The organism is Cellulomonas sp. GTC20042, from assembly GCF_055389595.1.
This window is the reverse complement of the sequence record NZ_AP043678.1, coordinates 913,133-933,607: the sequence shown is the minus strand read 5'-3', so window position 1 is coordinate 933,607 and position 20,475 is coordinate 913,133. Positions and strand designations below refer to the sequence as shown.

Annotated in this window: 14 protein-coding genes; 7 read left to right on the top strand and 7 right to left on the bottom strand. The window is 74.5% G+C overall.

All coding sequences use genetic code 11. The features are described 5' to 3' along the window. Positions 1-15: 15 nt before the first annotated feature. Positions 16-1,608, bottom strand: coding sequence for a glutamine-hydrolyzing GMP synthase (gene guaA, locus ACZ5HG_RS04385; protein WP_464180623.1), 1,593 nt, complete (start codon positions 1,606-1,608; stop codon positions 16-18). Between the two features lie 54 nt (positions 1,609-1,662). Beyond that, positions 1,663-2,082 carry a MerR family transcriptional regulator gene (locus ACZ5HG_RS04380; RefSeq protein WP_464180621.1) on the bottom strand — a complete coding sequence of 140 codons (420 nt, stop codon included), beginning with the start codon at positions 2,080-2,082 and terminating at the stop codon, positions 1,663-1,665. 198 nt (positions 2,083-2,280) lie between these two features. Here ACZ5HG_RS04380 and ACZ5HG_RS04375 point away from each other — a divergent pair, with 198 nt between their 5' ends. Beyond that, on the top strand, positions 2,281-3,411 hold the full coding sequence (locus ACZ5HG_RS04375; RefSeq protein WP_464180620.1) for an acyltransferase family protein: 1,131 nt from the start codon (positions 2,281-2,283) through the stop codon (positions 3,409-3,411). Here ACZ5HG_RS04375 and ACZ5HG_RS04370 read toward each other — a convergent pair. Continuing rightward, positions 3,398-3,775: a DUF3817 domain-containing protein gene (locus ACZ5HG_RS04370; RefSeq protein WP_464180619.1), complete on the bottom strand. Its 378-nt coding sequence runs from the start codon at positions 3,773-3,775 to the stop codon at positions 3,398-3,400. The genes ACZ5HG_RS04375 and ACZ5HG_RS04370 overlap by 14 nt on opposite strands. A 115-nt stretch (positions 3,776-3,890) precedes the next feature. Here ACZ5HG_RS04370 and ACZ5HG_RS04365 point away from each other — a divergent pair, with 115 nt between their 5' ends. Both ACZ5HG_RS04365 and ACZ5HG_RS04360 read left to right on the top strand, forming a co-directional pair. Continuing rightward, positions 3,891-5,744 (top strand): ABC transporter transmembrane domain-containing protein, encoded by a 1,854-nt coding sequence (locus ACZ5HG_RS04365; protein ID WP_464180618.1) that lies wholly within the window; start codon positions 3,891-3,893, stop codon positions 5,742-5,744. Beyond that, positions 5,741-7,474 carry an ABC transporter ATP-binding protein gene (locus tag ACZ5HG_RS04360; protein ID WP_464180615.1) on the top strand — a complete coding sequence of 578 codons (1,734 nt, stop codon included), beginning with the start codon at positions 5,741-5,743 and terminating at the stop codon, positions 7,472-7,474. Before ACZ5HG_RS04365 ends, ACZ5HG_RS04360 begins: the two co-directional genes overlap by 4 nt. Positions 7,475-7,490: 16 nt before the next feature. Here the strand turns inward: ACZ5HG_RS04360 and ACZ5HG_RS04355 are convergent, their stop codons facing one another. Continuing rightward, positions 7,491-8,417, bottom strand: coding sequence for an SURF1 family protein (locus ACZ5HG_RS04355; RefSeq protein WP_464180614.1), 927 nt, complete (start codon positions 8,415-8,417; stop codon positions 7,491-7,493). Between the two features lie 293 nt (positions 8,418-8,710). On the opposite strand from ACZ5HG_RS04355, the gene ACZ5HG_RS04350 reads away from it, so the two are divergent. From ACZ5HG_RS04350 to ACZ5HG_RS04335, 4 genes are all read left to right on the top strand, one after another. Continuing rightward, entirely contained in the window at positions 8,711-11,185 is a 2,475-nt protein-coding gene (locus ACZ5HG_RS04350; protein ID WP_464180613.1) for a phosphoketolase family protein, read from the top strand. A gap of 217 nt (positions 11,186-11,402) precedes the next feature. Further along, the gene (gene pta / locus ACZ5HG_RS04345; protein ID WP_464180611.1) at positions 11,403-13,484 is read left to right on the top strand and encodes a phosphate acetyltransferase; all 2,082 of its coding nucleotides are present in this window, start codon (positions 11,403-11,405) and stop codon (positions 13,482-13,484) included. Beyond that, the gene (locus ACZ5HG_RS04340; protein WP_464180609.1) at positions 13,481-14,671 is read left to right on the top strand and encodes an acetate/propionate family kinase; all 1,191 of its coding nucleotides are present in this window, start codon (positions 13,481-13,483) and stop codon (positions 14,669-14,671) included. The genes pta and ACZ5HG_RS04340 overlap by 4 nt, the downstream gene beginning before the upstream one ends. A 189-nt stretch (positions 14,672-14,860) precedes the next feature. After that, a complete protein-coding gene (locus ACZ5HG_RS04335) occupies positions 14,861-16,651 on the top strand; it encodes a tetratricopeptide repeat-containing diguanylate cyclase (protein ID WP_464180608.1) in 1,791 nt (596 codons plus the stop codon). Between the two features lie 67 nt (positions 16,652-16,718). Here ACZ5HG_RS04335 and ACZ5HG_RS04330 read toward each other — a convergent pair whose 3' ends face one another. The 3 genes from ACZ5HG_RS04330 to ACZ5HG_RS04320 form a co-directional block, all read right to left on the bottom strand. After that, positions 16,719-18,356, bottom strand: coding sequence for a succinic semialdehyde dehydrogenase (locus ACZ5HG_RS04330; protein ID WP_464180606.1), 1,638 nt, complete (start codon positions 18,354-18,356; stop codon positions 16,719-16,721). A gap of 139 nt (positions 18,357-18,495) precedes the next feature. Then, complete coding sequence (gene ptsP / locus ACZ5HG_RS04325; RefSeq protein ID WP_464182096.1) at positions 18,496-20,181, bottom strand: phosphoenolpyruvate--protein phosphotransferase; 1,686 nt, start codon at positions 20,179-20,181, stop codon at positions 18,496-18,498. A gap of 5 nt (positions 20,182-20,186) precedes the next feature. Next, positions 20,187-20,465 carry an HPr family phosphocarrier protein gene (locus ACZ5HG_RS04320; protein WP_464180605.1) on the bottom strand — a complete coding sequence of 93 codons (279 nt, stop codon included), beginning with the start codon at positions 20,463-20,465 and terminating at the stop codon, positions 20,187-20,189. Between the last annotated feature and the right edge of the window lie 10 nt (positions 20,466-20,475).

Sequence of the window (20,475 nt, the reverse complement as noted above, 5' to 3'; positions counted from 1 at the left end):
CGGTGACCGGCGCGGTCACTCCCACTCGATGGTGGCCGGCGGCTTGCTCGTGACGTCGAGCACCACGCGGTTGACCTCGGGCACCTCGTTGGTGATGCGGGTCGAGATCGTGGCGAGCACGTCGTAGGGCAGGCGGGTCCAGTCGGCGGTCATCGCGTCCTCGGAGGACACCGGGCGCAGCACGACGGGGTGGCCGTAGGTGCGGCCGTCGCCCTGGACGCCGACCGAGCGCACGTCGGCGAGCAGCACGACGGGGCACTGCCAGATGTCGCGGTCCAGGCCGGCGCGGGTGAGCTCCTCGCGGGCGATCAGGTCGGCGGCGCGCAGCACGTCGAGGCGCTCAGCGGTGACCTCGCCGATGATCCGGATGCCGAGGCCCGGGCCCGGGAACGGCTGGCGCCAGACGATCGCCTCGGGCACGCCGAGCTCGAGGCCGACGGCGCGGACCTCGTCCTTGAACAGGGTGCGCAGCGGCTCGACCAGCTCGAACTGGAGGTCGTCCGGCAGGCCGCCGACGTTGTGGTGGCTCTTGATGTTGGCCGCGCCCTCGCCGCCGCCGGACTCCACGACGTCCGGGTAGAGGGTGCCCTGCACGAGGAAGCGCACCTCCTCGCCGCTGGCACCGGCGTCCTCGACGACCTGGCGGGCGGCGTCCTCGAACACGCGGATGAACTCGCGGCCGATGATCTTGCGCTTGGTCTCCGGGTCGGTGTGGCCGGCCAGCGCGGTCAGGAACCGCTCGCGGGCGTCGACGGTGATCAGGTTGACGCCGGTGGAGGCGACGAAGTCCTGCTCAACCTGCTCGACCTCGCCGGAGCGCAGCAGTCCGTGGTCGACGAAGACGCAGGTGAGCTGGTCGCCGACGGCCTTCTGCACCAGGGCGGCGGCGACGGAGGAGTCCACGCCGCCGGACAGGCCGCAGATCACCCGGGCGGAGCCGACCTGCGCGCGGATCCGCTCGACCTGGTCGGCGATCACGTTGCCGGGGTTCCAGTCCGGGGCGAGCCCGGCGCCCTCGTAGAGGAAGTGCTCGAGGGTGCGCTGCCCGAGCGGGGAGTGCTTGACCTCGGGGTGCCACTGCACGCCGTAGAGGCGGCGCGCGCGGTTCTCGAAGGCGGCGACCGGGGAGCCGCTGGAGGTCGCGAGCACCTCGAAGCCCTCGGGGGCGGCGTGCACGGCGTCGCCGTGGCTCATCCAGACGGTCTGCTGGTCGGGGCTGCCGGCGAGCACGGTGCCCTCCTGCACGACCTCGACCGCCGTGCCGCCGTACTCGCGGGCGCCGGTCTGCGCGACGGTGCCACCGAGGGCCTGGGCCATCGCCTGGAAGCCGTAGCAGATGCCGAGCACCGGCACGCCGGCGTCGAACAGGGCCGGGTCGACGAACGGGGCGCCGTCGGCGTACACCGAGGACGGTCCGCCGGACAGGATGATCGCGGCCGGGTCCTTGGCGAGCATCTGCTCGACGGAGGCGGTGTGCGGCACGATCTCCGAGTACACGGCGGCCTCGCGCACGCGGCGCGCGATGAGCTGGGCGTACTGGGCGCCGAAGTCGACGACCAGGACGGGACGGGGCTGGTCCGGACGGGGCTGGGACGAGGCGTCGGTCACGGGGTCAGCCTAGTCGGCCGGGCACGCACCCCCGGCCCGCCCCTCAGCGCTCCCTCAGGACCCGGAGCGCTCGCCGATCCGACGCTGGCGGTTGATCTCGGTGCGCAGGCTCTCGTGGAAGTCCTCGGCGACGGCCAGCTGCTCGCGCAGCGCGCGGGAGCGTTCCTCGGCCGCGAGCCGGTACATGACCAGGCGCTCGATCAGCGCGTCGTGGTCCTCCTGGCTGATGCCGGGCTCGTTCAGCCGGTCCAGCACCCCCAGCAGGTCACCCATCTCGTCGAGGGAGAAGTCGAGCGGCTTCATGCGCTTGATCAGCTCCAGCCGTGCGATGTCGGGCTCGGTGTAGAGGCGGAAGCCGCCGTGCGTGCGGGCCGAGGGGACGACGAGGCCGACCTCGCCGTAGTACCGGATGGTCCGCAGGGACAGGCCGGTGCGCTCCGCGACCTCGCCGATCTGCATGTGGCGCAACGACACGGGGCGGCACCTCCCTTCGCTCAGGCGGCACAGCATAGCCAGGCAGGTCAGCGCGCCACCCGGTGATCACGGGCCACCGTCGGCGCATCTCTCCTGTCACGTGAGCGTCGGTCGGACCTGTGAAGGTTCTGCGCCCGTTCGGGTGGCGTCCTGGCCGGGTAGATCCATAACGGACAAAACGGGCATATCTTCCGTTACGTGAGGGATGCGGTCGCAGCACCCGGCGAGACGGGCGGACCACCGGCGCACGGCGACCGGTCCGCCCCCGCCCGGCTGCCCGGCCTGGACGCGCTGCGCGGGCTCGCCGTCGCCCTGGTGCTGCTGAACCACGCGGTCCCGGACGTCGCCACCACCGCGGGGATGGTCGGCGTGACGATCTTCTTCGCGCTGTCCGGCTGGCTGATCACCGGCGTGCTGGTGCGCGATCTGGAGCGGCACGGACGCGTCCGCCTGCGCCGGTTCTTCGGCCACCGCGCGCTGCGGCTGCTGCCCCCGCTGCTGCTGATGCTCACCGGCTACGCGGTGGTCGAGGGCGCGTTCGACCTGGTCGGCCAGCGGGACCTGGTGCCCCGGTCGATCCTGGTGGCGCTCACGTACACGACGAACATCCCCGGCATCCCGCACGGCAGCGAGTCGCTCTACCACTTCTGGACGCTCGCGACCGAGGAGCAGTTCTACCTGGTCTGGCCGCTGCTGCTCACGCTCGCCTGGCGACGCGGCGTGCTGCGGCTGGCCGTGTCCGCGAGCGCGGTGGTCACCCTGGCGGCCTGCACGGTCTCGATGCTGCTGGTCGCGCCGGACGTGGCCCGCGTCTACGCGTTGCCGACCTCGTGGGCGACGACCCTGCTGGTCGGTGCGGCGGGCTACCTCGGCCGCGACGCCCTGGTGCGGGTGCTGCCGGCGACCCGGCGCGCGCGGCGGACCGCGCAGGCGGTGCTGGTGGCGGCCCTGCTCGCGGCGTCGTTCGCCGGCGGCGTCGCGCAGCACCCGTGGACCTACCTGGTCGCCGCGCCGACGGTGGCCGGGGTGGCCGTGGTGCTGGTCTCCTACGCCGCACGCTGGCAGGCGCTGCCGAGCCGGCTGCTGCGGCCCGCGGTGGCGCTGGGCACGATCTCCTACGCGGCCTACCTGTGGAACGCGGCGATCGTGCGGTGGCTCGGCCACCCGGAGGACGTCGGCGGTGCCGTGCTCGGGGTCGCGCTGACGCTGACGGCGGCCACCGCGAGCTGGTGGCTGGTGGAGCGACCGGTGCGGACGCTGCGCCGACGGCTGGACCAGCGGTCGGCGCGGCGCGCGCGGGAACGGACGCCCGCGCTCAGCCGGCGGTGATCCGGGCGACCGCCTGCGCGTGCACCCGGCGCTCCAGCACGAAGGACATCACCGGGACGACGCCCGCGAGCGCCATCGTCGCCAGCCGGCCCAGCGACCAGCGCATCGCGGACCAGAGCTGCACCACGGTCGCCAGGTAGACCACGTAGACCCAGCCGTGCGCGATGGCCACCCAGGTGCCGATCACCGGTGCGGCGTGCCCCTCGGCGTCGTACCCGCCGGCGTGGAACACGTACTTGAGCACCATCTCCAGGCACAGCACCAGCAGCATCGTGCCGGTGATCCACGCCATCACGCGGTAGCGGGTGAGGCGGGCACCGGCGTCCGCGGTCACACCGGCGGGGGTCGGGGCGGGCTGCGTCATCGGAGGTCCTCTCGGGTCGTCGACCTCGATCCTGCCCCACCACCGGCGGCAGCGGGCGGTCGGGCGCGGCAAAAAGCGTCGAGTGTGTCGGGGCTCACCCGTAGCGTGGTCGATCGTGCGTCCGCTCCCGCTCCCCGACCCCGGCACCCCGCCGCTGACCGGTCCCGCCGCCCTGATCCGGTGGCAGGGCCGCCGTCAGGCCGGCGTGCTGCTCGGCGCCACCGTGGTCAACGTGGTGGGGAACGTCGCGGCGGCGCTGCTGCCCTGGGCGCTCGGTCGCGTGGTGGACGACGGCCTGGACAGCGGCCTGGACCGCACGCTGTGGCTCGGCTGCCTGACGTTCTTCGGCATCGGCATGGTGCAGGTCGTGATGAACCTGGTCGGTCACCGGCTGGAGGTCGAGAACTGGCTGCGCGCGGCCTTCGCGTCCTCCCAGCAGATCGGCCACCACGTCACGCGCACCGGCGACGCGGTCACCGAGACGCTGCCCACCGGCGAGGTGGTGGCGACGGTCGCCTCCGACGCGCTGCGGATGGGCGAGGTGTTCGCGATCCTGCCCCGGCTGATCGGCGGCATCGCGGCGTACCTGACCCTCGGCGTGCTGCTGCTGCGCACCTCCGTGCCGCTGGGCCTGCTGGTGCTGCTCGGCCTGCCCGTGGTGGTCGGCGTGCTCTCGCTGCTGATCCGCCCGTTGCAGCGCCGCCAGTCGGAGCAGCGCGAGGCCACCGGCCGGCTGACCACCCTGGGCGCGGACACCGTGTCCGGGCTGCGCATCCTGCGCGGGATCGGCGGCGAGGACGTGTTCGCCGCGCGGTACCGCGCGCAGTCGCAGCGGGTGCGCGCGGCCGGCGTACGGGTCTCGCAGACCCAGTCGCTGCTGGACGCGCTCCAGACGCTGCTGCCTGGGCTGTTCCTCGCCGTGGTGGTGTGGGCGGGCGCGCGTCTGGCGCTGGACGGGTCGATCACCCCCGGTCAGCTCGTGTCGTTCTACGGCTTCGCGGCGTTCCTCACCCAGCCGCTGTGGACCGCCAGCGAGGCGATCCGGGTGATCACCCGGGCCGTCGTCGGCGCGCGCAAGATCATCCGGGTGCTCGCGGTGCCGGTGGCCGGCGCCGACGACCAGCCCTCCCCCGCCGCCGGCCCGCAGCAGCCCGCCGACCTGGTGGACGAGGCCAGCGGCCTGGTGGTGCGTCCGGGACGACTGACCGCGCTGGTCGGCGCCGACCCGGACGAGTCGGCGCGGATCGCGCTGCGGCTCGGCCGGATGGGCCCGCCGCGCGAGACCGGGGCCGACGACGACGCGGCCGCCGACGGCGCGGACGCCCCGGAGCCGGACGGCACCGACCGGCCGTTGTCCGGCGTGCGCTGGGGCGCCGCGATGCTGCACGAGCTCGGCCTGGCCGAGGTGCGCGGGCGGGTCGTGGTCGCCGAGTCCACCCCGCACCTGTTCACCGGTCTGCTGCGCGACGAGCTCGACGTGCGCGGCGGGGCGGACGACGACGCCCTGCTCGCCGCGATGGCGACCGCCGATGCCGCCGACGTGCTCGACTCCGTCCCGGGCGGGCTGGACGGCGAGGTCGAGGAGAAGGGCCGGTCGCTGTCCGGCGGCCAGCGCCAGCGGGTCGCGCTGGCCCGCGCGCTGCTCACCGGCGCGGAGGTGCTGGTGCTGGTCGAGCCGACCAGCGCGGTCGACGCGCACACCGAGGCCCGGATCGCGCGCCGGCTGGCCGAGCACCGGCGCGGCGCCACGACCGTGGTGGTCACCGCGAGCCCGCTGGTGCTGGACGCGGTGGACGAGGTCGCGCTGGTGGTCGACGGCCGCGTGCTCGCCACCGGGCGGCACCACGACCTGATCACCGCGCGCGACGCCACCGGTGCCGCCTACCGCGCCGTGGTGTCCCGCGCCGAGGCCGCCGCCGGCGTCCCGCACCCCGCCCCCGGCGGGTCCACCGAGGAGGTGCACGCATGAAGCTGCCCGTCGCCGACGCCGCGACGCTGCGCCGGCACACCGCCGGGCTGCTGCGTCGGCACCGCCGCGGACTCTCCTGGGTGGTCGTCCTCCAGGTGCTCGCCGCCACCGCGGGCCTCGCCGGGCCGTGGCTGCTCGGCCGGCTGGTGGACGGTGTCATCTCCGGCACCACCACCTCGGCGGTGGACCGCACGGTGCTGGTGCTGGTGGTCGCCGTGCTCGCCCAGACCGTGCTGGTCCGCTACGCCCAGCGCGCCGCGATGGTGCTGGGCGAGACGGTCTTCGCCGACCTGCGCGAGGAGTTCGTCACCCGGGTCACCCGCCTGCCGCTGTCCACCGTGGAGCGCGCCGGCACCGGCGACCTGGTGGCCCGCACCACCACGGACATCGACCGGGTGCAGTACACGGTGCGCTTCGGGGTGCCGCGGATCCTGGTCACCACCGCGACGATCGCGCTCACCCTGGTCGCCGCGCTCGCCACCGACGCGCTGGTCGCGCTCGCGCTGCTCACCGGCGTGCCGCTGCTGCTGGTCGCGACCCGGTGGTACCTGCGGCGCGCGACACCGGCCTACCTGCGCGAGTCCGCCGCCTACGCCACGATCAACGGCACCATCACCGAGTCGGTGGAGGGGTCGCGCACCGTCGACGCCCTCGGGCTCGGCGCCCGGCGGCGGGCCCGCACCGACGCCGACCTGCGCGAGGCCTTCGCCGCGGAGACCGGCACGCTGAACCTGCGCTGCGTGCTGTGGCCCGCGGTCGACACCGCCTTCGTGCTGCCGGTGGTCGCGGTGCTGGCCTGGGGCGCGTACCTGGTGTCCACCGGCCACACCACGATCGGCGCGGTCACCACGCTCGCGCTGTACGCCACGCAGCTCATGCAGCCGGTGGGCGAGCTGATCGCCTGGCTGGACGAGATCCAGGTCGGCGCGACCTCGCTGGCCCGGATCATCGGCGTCGCCGACGTCGCCCCGGACCGCACCGCGCGGGCGGAGCGCCCGACGGACGACCACGTGGTCGCCGAGGACGTGCGCTACGCCTACCGTGCGGGCCACGACGTGCTGCACGGGATCGACCTGGAGCTGTCCGACGGCGAGCGCCTCGCGGTGGTCGGCCCCTCCGGCGCCGGCAAGTCGACGCTCGGCCGGATGCTCGCGGGCATCCACCCGCCCACCGGCGGCTCGGTCGAGGTCGGCGGGGTGCCGCTGGTGGACCTGCCGCTGGACGAGCTGCGCGGGCACGTGGCGCTGGTCACCCAGGAGCACCACGTGTTCGTCGGGCCGCTGGCCGACAACCTGCGGCTGGCCGACACCGCCGCCGACGACGACGCCCTGGAGCGGGCGCTGCGCGCGGTGGACGCCTGGGAGTGGGTGCAGGCGCTGCCGGACGGGCTGGCGACCGCCGTCGGCTCGGGCGGCGTGGCGCTGACCCCGGCGCAGGCGCAGCAGGTCGCGCTGGCCCGGCTGGTGCTGCTCGACCCGCACACGCTGGTGCTGGACGAGGCGACCTCGCTGCTCGACCCGCGCGCGGCACGGCACCTGGAGCGCTCGCTCTCGGCGGTGCTGGAGGGGCGGACGGTCGTGGCCATCGCGCACCGGCTGCACACCGCGCACGACGCGGACCGGGTGGCGGTGGTGGACGCCGGGCGGATCACCGAGATCGGCCCGCACGCGGACCTGGTGGCGGCCGGCGGGGACTACGCGGCGCTGTGGCGGTCCTGGCAGCAGGAGTGACGCGGTCGGTGCGGCGTCAGGCGCCGGTCGGTGGGGGTCCGGCGGGCGCCGGCTCCGGGCCCCCCTGCCCCGGTGTCCCGGGCGCTCCCGGCCCGTCCGGCGCCGCCCCCGCCTCCGCGGGCACCGCCGAGGCGTGCAGCACCTCGTCCTTGAGCAGCCGCACCCAGAGGAACACCGCGAACCCGCCGAACACGAACCACTGCGCGGCATAGCCGAGGTTCTGGATGTTCAGGCCGGTGCCCGCGCGGGTCGGTGGCGGCAGCAGCTCGACGGCCGCCGCCTGCGTGGGGTCGGAGCCGGTGAGCACCACGTAGCCGGTCCAGATCGGCCCGCCCCACTCCCCCAGCAGCTCGGCGGAGGAGATCGAGTCGGCGGTGCCGTCGCCGGTCGGCGGGGCGCCGGAGTCCTCGGAGGCCTGCAGGTAGCCGGTGACGGTGACGGTCCCCGTGGGCACGGCGAGGGCGTCGGCGTCGTCCGGCGTGGGGACCCAGCCGCGGACCACCGGCAGCACGGCACCCGCCGGCACCGACCCGGCCTCGCCGTCGGAGGCCTCGACCCGCAGCGGAGTGAGCACCAGCCAGCCGGTGCGGCCGTCCAGCGCCCGGTCGACGACCAGCAGCTGACCGGCGGCGTCGTAGCTGCCGGTGGCCTCGACCCGACGGCCCACCAGGGCGCCGTCGAAGGTCTCCTGCGGCAGCAGCACGTCGGCCACCGGCACCGGCGCGGCGGCCTCGACCTCCGCGAGCTTCGCGGCCTGGGCGGCGGCGCCGCGCACCTCGGCGCGCTCCAGCTGCCAGGCGCCGAGCCGGGCGCACACCGCCGCGATGGCGAGGAACAGCACCAGCAGGCCGATCATCCGCGGGGTGCGGGCGGCCTGCCAGAGGGTGAGGGGCGCGTCGGGACCGGCCGGGGGTCCGGCGTCGGCGGGCGGGCTCGCGGGCACCTCAGCACGGTACCTGCCCGCAGGTCGTCCCGGCGCGGCCGGACCGCCCTCACCAGCACGGATCTGAGCGGTTCGGCCGGTGAGAAGGCCCACACCACCGGCCTGCGGGACGGCAGGTGCACCCGTCGGCGCGATGGGGTTGGATGGAACGCGGCGGCCCTCCGCACGAGGTGCCGTAGTGGGCCGGTCTGGGTCGGACGTCCCCGCCACCGGGTCGGGCGCGGTACCAGGCTGGTGACGCCCGGCCCTGCCGGGACCACGGAAGTCCGTGGAACGCGACAACGGGAGAGAGCATGAGTGTGACGACGTCGCAGCTCGCCACGTGGCGGACCGGCTCCGGCCAGCCCGTCTCGGACGAGACGCTCCGACGCATCGACGCGTGGTGGCGCACCGCCAACTACCTGTCGGTGGGACAGATCTACCTGCTGGACAACCCGCTGCTCCGGGAGCCGCTGACACGTGACCACGTGAAGCCGCGCCTGCTCGGGCACTGGGGGACCACGCCGGGCCTCAACTTCCTGTACGCCCACCTCAACCGGGTGATCCAGGAGCGCGAGCAGTCCACCATCTACCTGACCGGCCCCGGTCACGGCGGCCCGGGCCTGGTGGCCTCCGCCTACCTGGACGGCACCTACTCCGAGGTCTACTCGGACATCACCCCGGACGCCGAGGGCGTGCGCCGTCTGTTCCGGCAGTTCTCGTTCCCGGGCGGCATCCCCAGCCACGTGGCCCCGGAGACCCCGGGCTCGATCCACGAGGGCGGCGAGCTCGGCTACGCGCTGTCGCACGCCTACGGCGCCGCCTTCGACAACCCGGACCTGCTGGTCGCGGCGGTGGTCGGCGACGGCGAGGCCGAGACCGGCCCGCTGGCGACCTCCTGGCACTCGAACAAGTTCATCGACCCGGCCAAGGACGGCGTCGTGCTGCCGATCCTGCACCTCAACGGGTACAAGATCGCCAACCCGACGGTGCTGGCGCGCATCCCCGAGTCCGAGCTGATGGACCTGATGCGCGGGTACGGCCACAAGCCGCACCTGTTCGTCGGCGGGTTCGACGGCGAGGACCACGCCGCCGTGCACGCCCGGTTCGCCGAGCTGCTCGACGTCGTGATGGACGAGATCTCCGAGATCAAGGCGCGCGCCGCCGCGGGCGACGACTCCCGCCCGGCGTGGCCGATGATCATCTTCAAGACGCCGAAGGGCTGGACCTGCCCGCCGGTGATCGACGGCAAGCAGGTCGAGGCCTCCTGGCGCTCGCACCAGGTGCCGCTGGCCTCGGCCCGCGACACCGACGAGCACCTGCAGGTGCTCGAGGGCTGGCTGCAGTCGTACCGCCCGGAGGAGCTGTTCGACGAGAACGGCACCGTCCGGTCCGAGATCACCTCGCTGACCCCGAGCGGCACCCTGCGGATGAGCGACAACCCGCACGCCAACGGCGGTCTGCTGCTCAAGGACCTGCGCCTGCCGGACTTCCGCGACTTCGCCGTCGAGGTGCCGGTGCCGGGCGGCTCGATCTCCGAGGCCACCCGCGTGCTGGGCCAGTACCTCACCGAGGTCATCCGCCGGAACCCGGACAACTTCCGGATCTTCGGCCCGGACGAGACCGCGTCCAACCGCCTCCAGGCCGTCTTCGACGTGACCGACAAGCAGTGGAACGCGGAGTACCTCTCCCCCGACGTCGACGACCACCTGGCCCGCGCGGGCCGCGTGGTGGAGATGCTGTCCGAGCACCAGTGCCAGGGCTGGCTGGAGGGCTACCTGCTCACCGGCCGCCATGGCCTGATCACCTCGTACGAGGCGTTCATCCACATCGTCGACTCGATGTTCAACCAGCACGCCAAGTGGCTCAAGGTCACCAACCACATCCCGTGGCGCCGGCCGGTCGCGAGCCTGAACTACCTGCTGTCCAGCCACGTGTGGCGCCAGGACCACAACGGCTTCAGCCACCAGGACCCGGGCTTCATCGACCACGTGGTCAACAAGAAGGCCGAGATCGTCCGGGTGTACCTGCCGCCGGACGCCAACACCCTGCTGTCCACGTACGACCACTGCCTGCGCAGCCGGCAGTACGTGAACGTGGTGGTGGCCGGCAAGCAGCCCGCGCCGAACTTCCTCACGATGGAGGAGGCCGTGGAGCACTGCTCGCGCGGCCTGGGCATCTGGGAGTGGGCCGGCACCGAGGTCGAGGGCGAGGACCCGGACGTGGTGCTCGGCTGCGCCGGCGACGTCCCGACGCTGGAGGTGCTGGCCGCGGCCGACATCCTGCGCCGGGAGCTGCCGGGCCTCAAGGTCCGCGTGGTCAACGTGGTCGACCTCATGCGTCTGCAGGACGAGCGGGAGCACCCGCACGGCCTGTCGGACCGCGAGTTCAACACGCTGTTCACCACGGACAAGCCGGTGGTCTTCGCCTACCACGGCTACCCGTGGCTGATCCACCGCCTGACCTACCGCCGCAAGGGTCACAAGAACATCCACGTGCGGGGGTACAAGGAGGAGGGCACGACCACCACGCCGTTCGACATGGTCATGCTCAACGACCTCGACCGGTTCCACCTGGTGATCGACGTCATCGACCAGGTGCCGTCGCTGGGCTCGAAGTACGCGGCCCTGCGTCAGCGCATGGTCGACGCCCGCCACCAGGCCCGCGAGTACACCCGCGAGCACGGCGAGGACCTGCCCGAGGTGCGCGACTGGGTGTGGCCGGACGCCGGCGACGGCCTCTCCGCCCGTCAGGACGCCACCCTGCAGACCGGTGGTGACAACGAGTAGCACCGCACGACCCGATGGCCCGCACCGCACCCGGTGCGGGCCATCGGCCGCTAGGACCTAGGTCACATGTTCGGGGGCGGCGTGACCAACCGGACGGTGCGGGTGGTCACCGTCACGGCAGCCTGGTCGCTCAGCGCGACGGGGTTCCGGCAGAATTCATCCCACCACCTGATCCCGGGGCGAACCCCCGGTTCCCGACAAGGAAGAAGCCCCACCCGTGGCCCGCAGCATCTACGTCACGTCCCCCGAGGGGGACACCGGCAAGTCGACGGTCGCACTCGGCCTGGTCGACCTGCTGACCCGCACCGTCCAGAAGGTCGGCGTCTTCCGGCCCATCGCGCGGTCCACCGAGGCCCCTGACTACGTGCTGGAGCTGCTGCTCTCCCACGACGGCGTCGACCTCGGCTACGAGGACTGCATCGGCACCACCTACGAGCAGGTGCACGCCGACCCCGAGGCCGCCCTGTCCACGATCGTCCAGCGCTACCACGCCGTCGCCCGCGAGTGCGATGTCGTCGTGATCGTCGGCACCGACTACACCGACGTGGCCGGCCCCGCCGAGCTCGCCTTCAACGCCCGGATCGCCGCGAACCTCGGCGCCCCGGTGCTGCTCTGCGTCAAGGGCCAGGGCCGCAGCCCCGAGGAGGTCCGCCAGGTCGCCGAGGTCGCCGCCGCGGAGCTCGAGGCCGGGCACGCCCAGGTCGTCGCGATCGTCGCGAACCGCTGCGCCCCGGACGACGTCGACGCGATCCGCGCCGAGCTGGCCACCCGTGCCACCGCGTGGGCCCTGCCGGAGGACCCGTTCCTGGTCGCCCCCACCGTGCGTCAGCTGATGGACTCCGTCGAGGGCACCCTGGTCGCCGGCGACGGCGAGCTGCTGTCCCGCGAGGTCGAGGACGTGCTGGTCGGCGCGATGTCGATCGAGCACCTGCTGGAGCGCCTGCACGACGGCGTCGTGGTGATCGTGCCCGGCGACCGCTCGGACATCCTGCTCGGCCTGCTCATGGCGCACACCGCCGAGGGCTTCCCGTCCCTGGCCGGCATCATCCTCAACGGCGGCTTCACCCCGCCGGCGATCGTCGAGCGTCTGGTCGACGGCCTCGGCAGCCGCCTGCCGCTGATCCGCACCGACCTCGGCACCTTCAAGTCGGCCTCCGCCGCCGCCGGCACCCGCGGCCGCCTGACCGCCGACTCCCAGCGCAAGGTCGACACCGCCCTCGCCCTGTTCGAGAAGCACACCGACGCCGAGGAGGCGCTGGCCGCCCTCGAGGTGCCGGCCCCCGAGGTCGTCACCCCGCTGATGTTCGAGTACGAGCTGCTCGACCGGGCCCGCGCCGACCGCAAGCACATCGTGCTCCCCGAGGGCAACGACGACCGGATCCTGCGCGCCGCCTCCACGCTGCTGCGCCGCGACGTCGCCGACCTGACGATCCTCGGCGACGAGACCGCGATCCGCGCCCGCGGCACCGAGCTCGGCCTGGACCTGTCCTCCGCCACGATCGTCGACCCGAAGTCCGGCGAGCTGCTGGAGCGCTTCGCCGCCGAGTACACCGAGCTGCGCAAGCACAAGGGCATGACCGTCGAGCGCGCCCGCGAGATCGTCTCCTCGGTGTCCTACTTCGGCACGATGATGGTCCAGCTCGGCCTCGCCGACGGCATGGTCTCCGGCGCGGTGCACACCACCGCCCACACCATCAAGCCGTCCTTCGAGATCATCAAGGTCGTCCCGGGCATGTCGGTCGTGTCCAGCGTCTTCCTGATGTGCCTCGAGGACCGCGTGCTGGTCTACGGCGACTGCGCCGTGAACCCGGACCCGACCGCCGAGCAGCTCGCCGACATCGCGATCTCCTCGGCCGCCACCGCCGCGCAGTTCGGCATCGAGCCGCGGATCGCCATGCTGTCCTACTCCACCGGCGCCTCCGGCTCCGGCGCGGACGTGGACAAGGTCCGCCAGGCCACCGAGCTGGTCCGCGAGCGCCGTCCCGACCTGAACGTCGAGGGCCCGATCCAGTACGACGCCGCCGTGGACGCCTCGGTCGCGCAGACGAAGATGCCGGACTCCTCCGTGGCGGGCCGGGCCACCGTGTTCGTCTTCCCCGACCTGAACACCGGCAACAACACGTACAAGGCGGTGCAGCGGTCCGCGGGTGCGGTCGCCGTCGGCCCCGTCCTCCAGGGCCTGCGCAAGCCGGTCAACGACCTGTCCCGGGGCGCCCTGGTGCAGGACATCGTCAACACCGTCGCCATCACGGCGATCCAGGCCCAGGGCATGGGCGCGACCTCGGAAGGCTCGAAGTGAACACTGAAGTCCTCGTCATCAACTCCGGCTCCTCGTCGATCAAGTACCAGCTGGTCGACCTGGCGACCTCCGAGGCGCTCGCCAGCGGCATCGTGGAGCGCATCGGCCTCGAGGTCGGCCGCGTCAAGCACGAGGGCCCGAACGGCGCCACCGTGCTCGAGCAGGCCGTGCCGGACCACGAGACCGGCATGCGCCTCGTCCTCGGCCTGTTCGCCGAGCAGGGCCCGCAGATCGACGAGTCGCGCCTGGCGGCCGTCGGCCACCGCATCGTCCAGGGCGGCGACGTCTTCGACGGCCCGGCCGTGATCGACGACGAGGTCATCGCCAAGATCGACGCGCTGTCCCCGCTCGCTCCGCTGCACAACCCGGCGAACGTCGCGGGCATCAAGGCCGCCCGCAGCGCCTTCCCCGGCGTCGCGCACGTGGCCGTCTTCGACACCGCGTTCCACCGCACCATGCCGCCGGCCGCGTACACGTACCCGATCGACCGCGCGGTGGCCGCCGAGTACTCGATCCGCAAGTACGGCGCCCACGGCACCTCGCACCTGTTCGTGTCCCGCGCGACGGCCGAGTACCTGGACCGCCCGCTGGCCGAGCTCAACACGATCGTGCTGCACCTCGGCAACGGCGCCTCGGCGTCCGCGGTCCGCGGCGGGGTCTGCATCGACACCTCCATGGGCCTGACCCCGCTGGCCGGCCTGATGATGGGCACCCGCTCCGGCGACATCGACCCGGCCGTGCTGTTCCACCTGGCGCGCCAGGGCGGCTACACGATCGACCAGCTGGACGAGCTGCTCAACCGCAGGTCCGGCATGCTCGGCCTGTCCGGCTACACCGACATGCGCGACGTGCACGACGCCGCGGCGGCGGGCGACGAGAACGTCCGCACCGCGCTCGACGTGTACTACCACCGGATCAAGAGCTACGTGGGCTCGTACTACGCCCAGCTCGGCACGGTCGACGTCATCACCTTCACCGCCGGCATCGGCGAGAACGACGACATCGTCCGCCTCAACGCCCTGTCCGGCCTGGAGGCCCTGGGCATCCAGATCGACCCGGAGCGCAACGAGGGCCGCAAGAAGGCCCCGACCGTCATCTCCCGCGACGGCTCGCCGGTCACCGTGCTCGTGATCCCCACCAACGAGGAGCTCGAGATCGCCCGGCAGGCGGTGGCGCAGCTCGCCTGAGCCCGCCTCCTCCGCTCGTCCCGCAGGGCCCGTGCCGCACGTCGGCGCGGGCCCTGCGGCGTCCGCGGCGCCCGGCAGCCGGCCACCCGGCACGACACCGCCCGGAGGGGCGGTATCCTCCCGCCCGACGTACGGACTTCACCCGATCGATACCTTCAGCACCCCGGCACCGGCACCGATAGGACCCGCATGACGACTGCCCGGGCGGCTCAGGGGGACACCGATCCCCGCTGGCGCCGGGACCTGGCGGAGGCGGACCAGCTCTGCGACGCCGACCCCGCGCGCTGCGTCGCCCTCGTCGCCGACCTGCTCGACCGGGCTCGCGCGGAGCGCGCGACGGAGATCGAGATCGAGCTCGAGTACCTCAACGGCTGGGCGCAGCACCTGCTGTCCGAGGACGCCGCGGCGCTCGCCTCGATGGAGCACGGCCTGGAGCTGGCCGTCGTGCACGGCTACCGGGGCTGGGAGGGGCGCGTCCTGCAGGGGCTCGCGTCGGTCTACAACGGCTTCGGCGACAACGTGGCGGCGCTGGAGTTCCTGGAGCGGTCGCTGGCGATCCGGCGCGAGCTCGGCGACACCGAGGGCCTGGCCGCGGCGCTGAACAACCTGGCCGACACGTACATCTCGATGGGCCGGTTCCCGGGCAAGGCCCGCGAGCTGCTGGCGGAGGCCTCCGAGCTGTGGCCCACGCTGAACCGTCCCGACGGCACCTGCGCGACGCTGTCCAGCCTGGCCAAGCTGGACACCGACGAGTCGCTCGCCGTGGCGGCCACCGACCCCGGGCGCGCCCGTGCGCTGGCCGACCGCGCGGTGGACCTGGCCCGGCGCGGGCTGGAGGCGGCGCTCGGTGTGCCCGGCCCGGTCGGCACGATCTCCGGCAACCCGCGGATGGCCACCGAGGCGCAGATCCGGCTGGCCCGCGCGTACATGGCCCGCGGCGACCTCGACGCCGCGCAGGAGGCCCTGGACGCCTGCGCCGCGGTGCTGCCGCAGGTCGCTGCCCGCTACCTGACGATCCGCTACCACGCGGCGCTGGGACGGCTGCACCGGCTGCGCGGCGACCACGAGGCCGCGCACGCCACCCTCACCGCCGGCCTGCGGCTGACCAGCGAGTCGCTGCGGCCGATGGAGCGGGCCGACCTGCTCAACGAGCTGGTGCTGGTCTACGAGGACGCGGGCGACCTGCGGGCGGCCCTCGGCGCGCACCGGCAGTTCCACGAGGCCGTGATGGCGCAGCGCGACCAGGTGGCCGAGCGGCGCGGGATCGTGGTGAACGCCCAGCTCGACGTGGAGCGGGTGCGACAGGCCCGTGACCTCGCCCGCAAGCGGGCCGCCGAGCTGACCGCGCTGAACGAGACCCTGCAGCACGACGCCGCGCACGACGCGCTGACCGGGCTGCTCAACCGGCGCGGCCTGGACGCGATCCTCGCCGCGCAGCTCGCCGGGCAGACCGAGCTCGCCTACGTGGTGGCCGACCTCGACCTGTTCAAGTCGGTGAACGACGACCACTCGCACCCGATCGGCGACGAGGTGCTGCGCCGGGTGGCCCAGCTGATGACCGCCGCGGTGCGGGTCGGCGACGTGGTCGCCCGGGTCGGCGGCGAGGAGTTCACCCTGGTGCTGGTGGACGCCCCGCAGGAGCGCGCCGAGGCGGTCTGCGAGCGGATCCGGATGACCGTCGCCGCGTACCCCTGGCACGAGCTGTCCCCCGCCCTGCACGTCACCGTGAGCCTCGGCGGCGCCATGGCGACCCCCGGCGAGGGCGCCCGCTCGCTGGCCACCCGCGCGGACGCGGCGCTCTACCGGGCGAAGCGGCACGGGCGGAACCGGGTGTCCTTCGCCCCGGCGACCGTGGGCACGTCCACCGGCGCGGTGCCGACGGTCCGCCCGGGGGCGGGGCTGCCCCCGATGGGGTCGGTGGCGTCGATGGCGACCGGCAGCACCGGCGCCGTGCCGCGGGTGGTGCCGCCGCCGCTCTGAGGCGGACGGCACTCGGCGGTGCGACGGCGGCTCGGGCGCGCCGCGGCCCCGGCGCGCCGCACCCCCGTCAGCGCAGCCGCAACCGCCGCGCCGCGCGCAGCGCCGCCGTCATGGTCGCGGTCCACGTCTCCGGCGGCAGGTCCAGCAGGCGGCCCAGCCCGACCGGCGGCAGCACCCGGACGCCGGCCACCCGCACCCCGTGGGCGGCGCGCTGCACGGCGACGGTCTGGGTGGCGGTCATCGCCAGCAGCCCCTCGGCGCCGTGCCGGTTGCCCCAGCCGGAGGCCCCGCGCCCGCCCTGCGGGGCCGCGGAGGACCCCCACGCCGCGACGTAGCCCTCGTTGACGTTCACCGCGCCGGTGCGCACCCGGGCCGCGAGCGCCCGCCCCCGCCGGGTCGACGCCGTCCAGATGCTCGCGTTCAGCCCGTAGGCGCTGTCGTTGATCGCGGCCACCGCCTCGTCGTCCGAGGCCACCCGGTGCACGGCGACGACGGGCCCGAAGGTCTCCTCGCGGAACGCGCGGGCCTGCTCGCCGACGCCGTCCAGGATCGTCGGCTCGTACACGTACGGGCCCAGGTCGGTGCGGTGCACGCCACCGGCGAGCACCCGGGCGCCGCCGGACTGCGCGTCCTCCACGTGCTCCACCACCCGGGCCAGCTGTTCCGCGGAGGTGAGCGAGCCGATGTCGGAGCGGTAGTCCAGGCCGGTGCCGACCCGCAGCGCCGACGTCCGGCGGGCGAAGGCGGCGAGGAAGGCGTCGGCCACCGCCTCGTGCACGTACACCCGCTCCGCCGAGACGCAGAGCTGCCCGGTGCCGCCGAAGCAGGCGCGCACCGCCCCGGCGGCGGCGACCTCGACGTCCACGTCGTCCGCGACGTACAGCCCGTTCTTGCCGCCCAGCTCCAGGGTGGTCGGCACCAGGTGCTCCCCCGCCCGGGCGGCCACCGCGCGCCCGGTGCCGGTCGACCCGGTGAACACCAGGTGGTCCACGTGATCGCTCACCGCGCCGCCGATCGCCGGGCCGTCGCCGAGCACCACCTGCACCAGACCGGGCGGCATGCCCGCGTCCTCCAGCAGCTCCACCGCCCACAGCGCGGTCAGCGGGGTCTGCGGGTCCGGGCGCAGCAGCACCGCGTCCCCGGCGACGAGGGCGGGCAGCGCGTCGCCCAGGGTCAGGCTCAGCGGGTAGTTCCACGGCGACACGATCCCCACCACGCCGCGCGGCCGGTGCGCCACGTGCACGCCGGTCAGCCCCGGGATCAGCCCCGGACGCCGCTCGTCGGCCAGCAGCCCGGGCGCGTGCCGCCAGAGGAACCGGGCGACCAGGGCGACGTCGGCGACCTCCTCGTAGGCGTGCACCCGCGCCTTGCCGTTCTCCAGCTGCACCAGGTCGAGCACGTCGGACTGCCGGGCGAGCAGCAGGTCGTGCACCCGCAGCGCCAGGCGGGCACGCTCCCGCACCGGCACCGCGGCCCACCGGCGCTGCGCCGCGCGGGCGGCCCGGGCGGCGCGCTCGACGTCCTCCGGGGTGGACAGCGGCGCCGAGGCGAGCGGGGCGCCGGTCCACGGGGCGTGGTGCGTGTGCGTCCCCGCGCCGGGCGAGGTGACCACGCGGGCGAGCAGCGACCGCAGGTCGTCCGGCTCCAGCACGTAGGTGGCGAGCGGGTCGGTCTCCGGGTCCATCAGCCCGTGGTCCTGCACCATCCCGTGATCGTACGCACGCGGGCGCCGCGCGCCTACGCCCCGCACCCGCGCGCGCCCACACCCCGCCGAGAGTGCACGAATGCAGGCTTCCCGGCCCGGGAAGGGTGCTTTCGTGCACTCTCAGCGACGACCGGCCTCCTCAGACCCCCAGGGTCTCCCGCGTGTCCGGGTCGAGCAGGGCGACCACGGCGGCGCGGGCGTCGCCCGGCGACCCGGCCGCGAGCGCCGCGTCGGCCATCGCCACGCACCGCTCCCGGGTGTGCCGGCGCAGGGCGTGGCGGACGGCGGGCAGGGCGGCGGGCGACATGGACAGGCTGGTCACCCCGAGGCCCGTGAGCACCAGCGCCATCAGCGGGTCGGACGCCGACTCCCCGCACACCCCGACCGGCCGCTCCGCCGCGGCGCCGGCCCGCGCGGTGGCGGCGACCAGGTCGAGCACCGCGGGCTGCCAGGCGTCCAGCAGGTCGACGATCTCGCCGCGCAGCCTGTCGGCAGCCATCGTGTACTGCGCCAGGTCGTTGGTGCCGAGCGAGACGAAGTCCACCTCGGCCAGCACCTCGCGGGCGCGCAGGGCTGCGGCGGGCACCTCGACCATCACCCCGGCGGTGCGCAGCCCGGCGGCGTGCACGGCGGCGGCGAAGTCGTGGGCCTCGGCGGTGGTGGCGATCATCGGCGCCATCACCCACGGGGACGTCCCGGTGGCCTCGCCGGCGCGGGCGAGCGCGGTGAGCTGGTCGGTCAGCAGCTCGGGCTTGGAGCGCACCAGGCGGTAGCCGCGCACGCCCAGCGCGGGGTTCTCCTCGGCGGCGAGGTTGGCGAAGGCCAGCGGCTTGTCGGCGCCCGCGTCCAGCGTGCGCACCACCACCTTGCGCTCCCCGAGCGCCCGGAAGACCCGCGTGTACACCGCCGTCTGCTCGTCCACGGTCGGCGCCTGCTGGCGGCCGAGGAACAGCACCTCGGTGCGGAACAGCCCGACGCCCTCCACCGGCTGACCGGCGACGCGCTCGGCGTCCTCCGCGGTGCCGATGTTGGCGAGCAGCGCGACCGGGTGCCCGTCGGCGGTGGCGCCGGGGGCGGTGTCCTCGGCCAGCCGACGCTCCACCTCCGCGCGCCGGTCCAGCGCGCCGCGCAGGGCCTCGTCCGGGTCGACGGTGATCGTGCCGGCGGCGGCGTCCACCGCGACGACCGTGCCCTCGACGACCTCGGTGACGCCCGCGACGCGCACCACGCACGGCAGCCCGAGCTGCCCGGCGATGATCGCGGTGTGCCCGGTGGGGCCGCCCTGCTCGGTGACGATCGCCAGCACGTTGTCCAGGTCCAGCGCGGCGGTGTCGGCGGGTGCGAGGTCCCGGGCGACGACCACGGAGGGCTCGTGCAGCTCGGGGACGCCGGGCGCGGGCAGGCCGACCACGCGGGCGACCACCCGGTCGCGCACGCTGCGCAGGTCGGTGACCCGCTCGGCCAGGTACCCGCCGGCCTGCTCGAACATCGCGGCGTACACCGCGACCGCCGCGTCCACCGCGACCACGGGGTGCTCGCCACCGCGCACCCGCTCGGCCACCTGGGCGGCCAGCGCCGGGTCGGCCGCCATCGCGGCGGTGGCCTCCAGCACCTCGCGCACGGTGCCGGTCGCGCGCCCGGCCTGCTCCATCAACCCGTCGGCGACGGCCTCGAACGCGGCCTGCGTCGCGTCGGCCCAGCCGTCGGCGGGCACGGGCTCGCCGTTCCGCAGCACCGGGGAGTCGGCGGTCGGCGCGGGGGCGGGGCGCACCAGGGCCACCGGCCCGACGGCCGCGCCGCGTCCGACGCCCACCCCGTGCAGCACAGCGCTCACGCCGTCGCCTCCGCGTCGTGATCGGTCTCGACCACGGCCACCACCGCGTCCACCGCGGCCTGCGCCCCGTCACCCTCGGCGGAGACGACCACCTGCTCGCCGTGCTTCACACCCAGCGACATCACCATCAGGATGCTCGCGGCGTCCACCGCCGGGCCGTCCGGCCGGCCGATGGTCACCCGGGCGCCGGCACCCGCCGCCGTCTGCGTGAGGATCTTGGCCGGTCGTGCGTGGAGCCCCACGCCCGAGGCCACCGTCGCGGTGCGCTGCACCATGTCCGCTCCT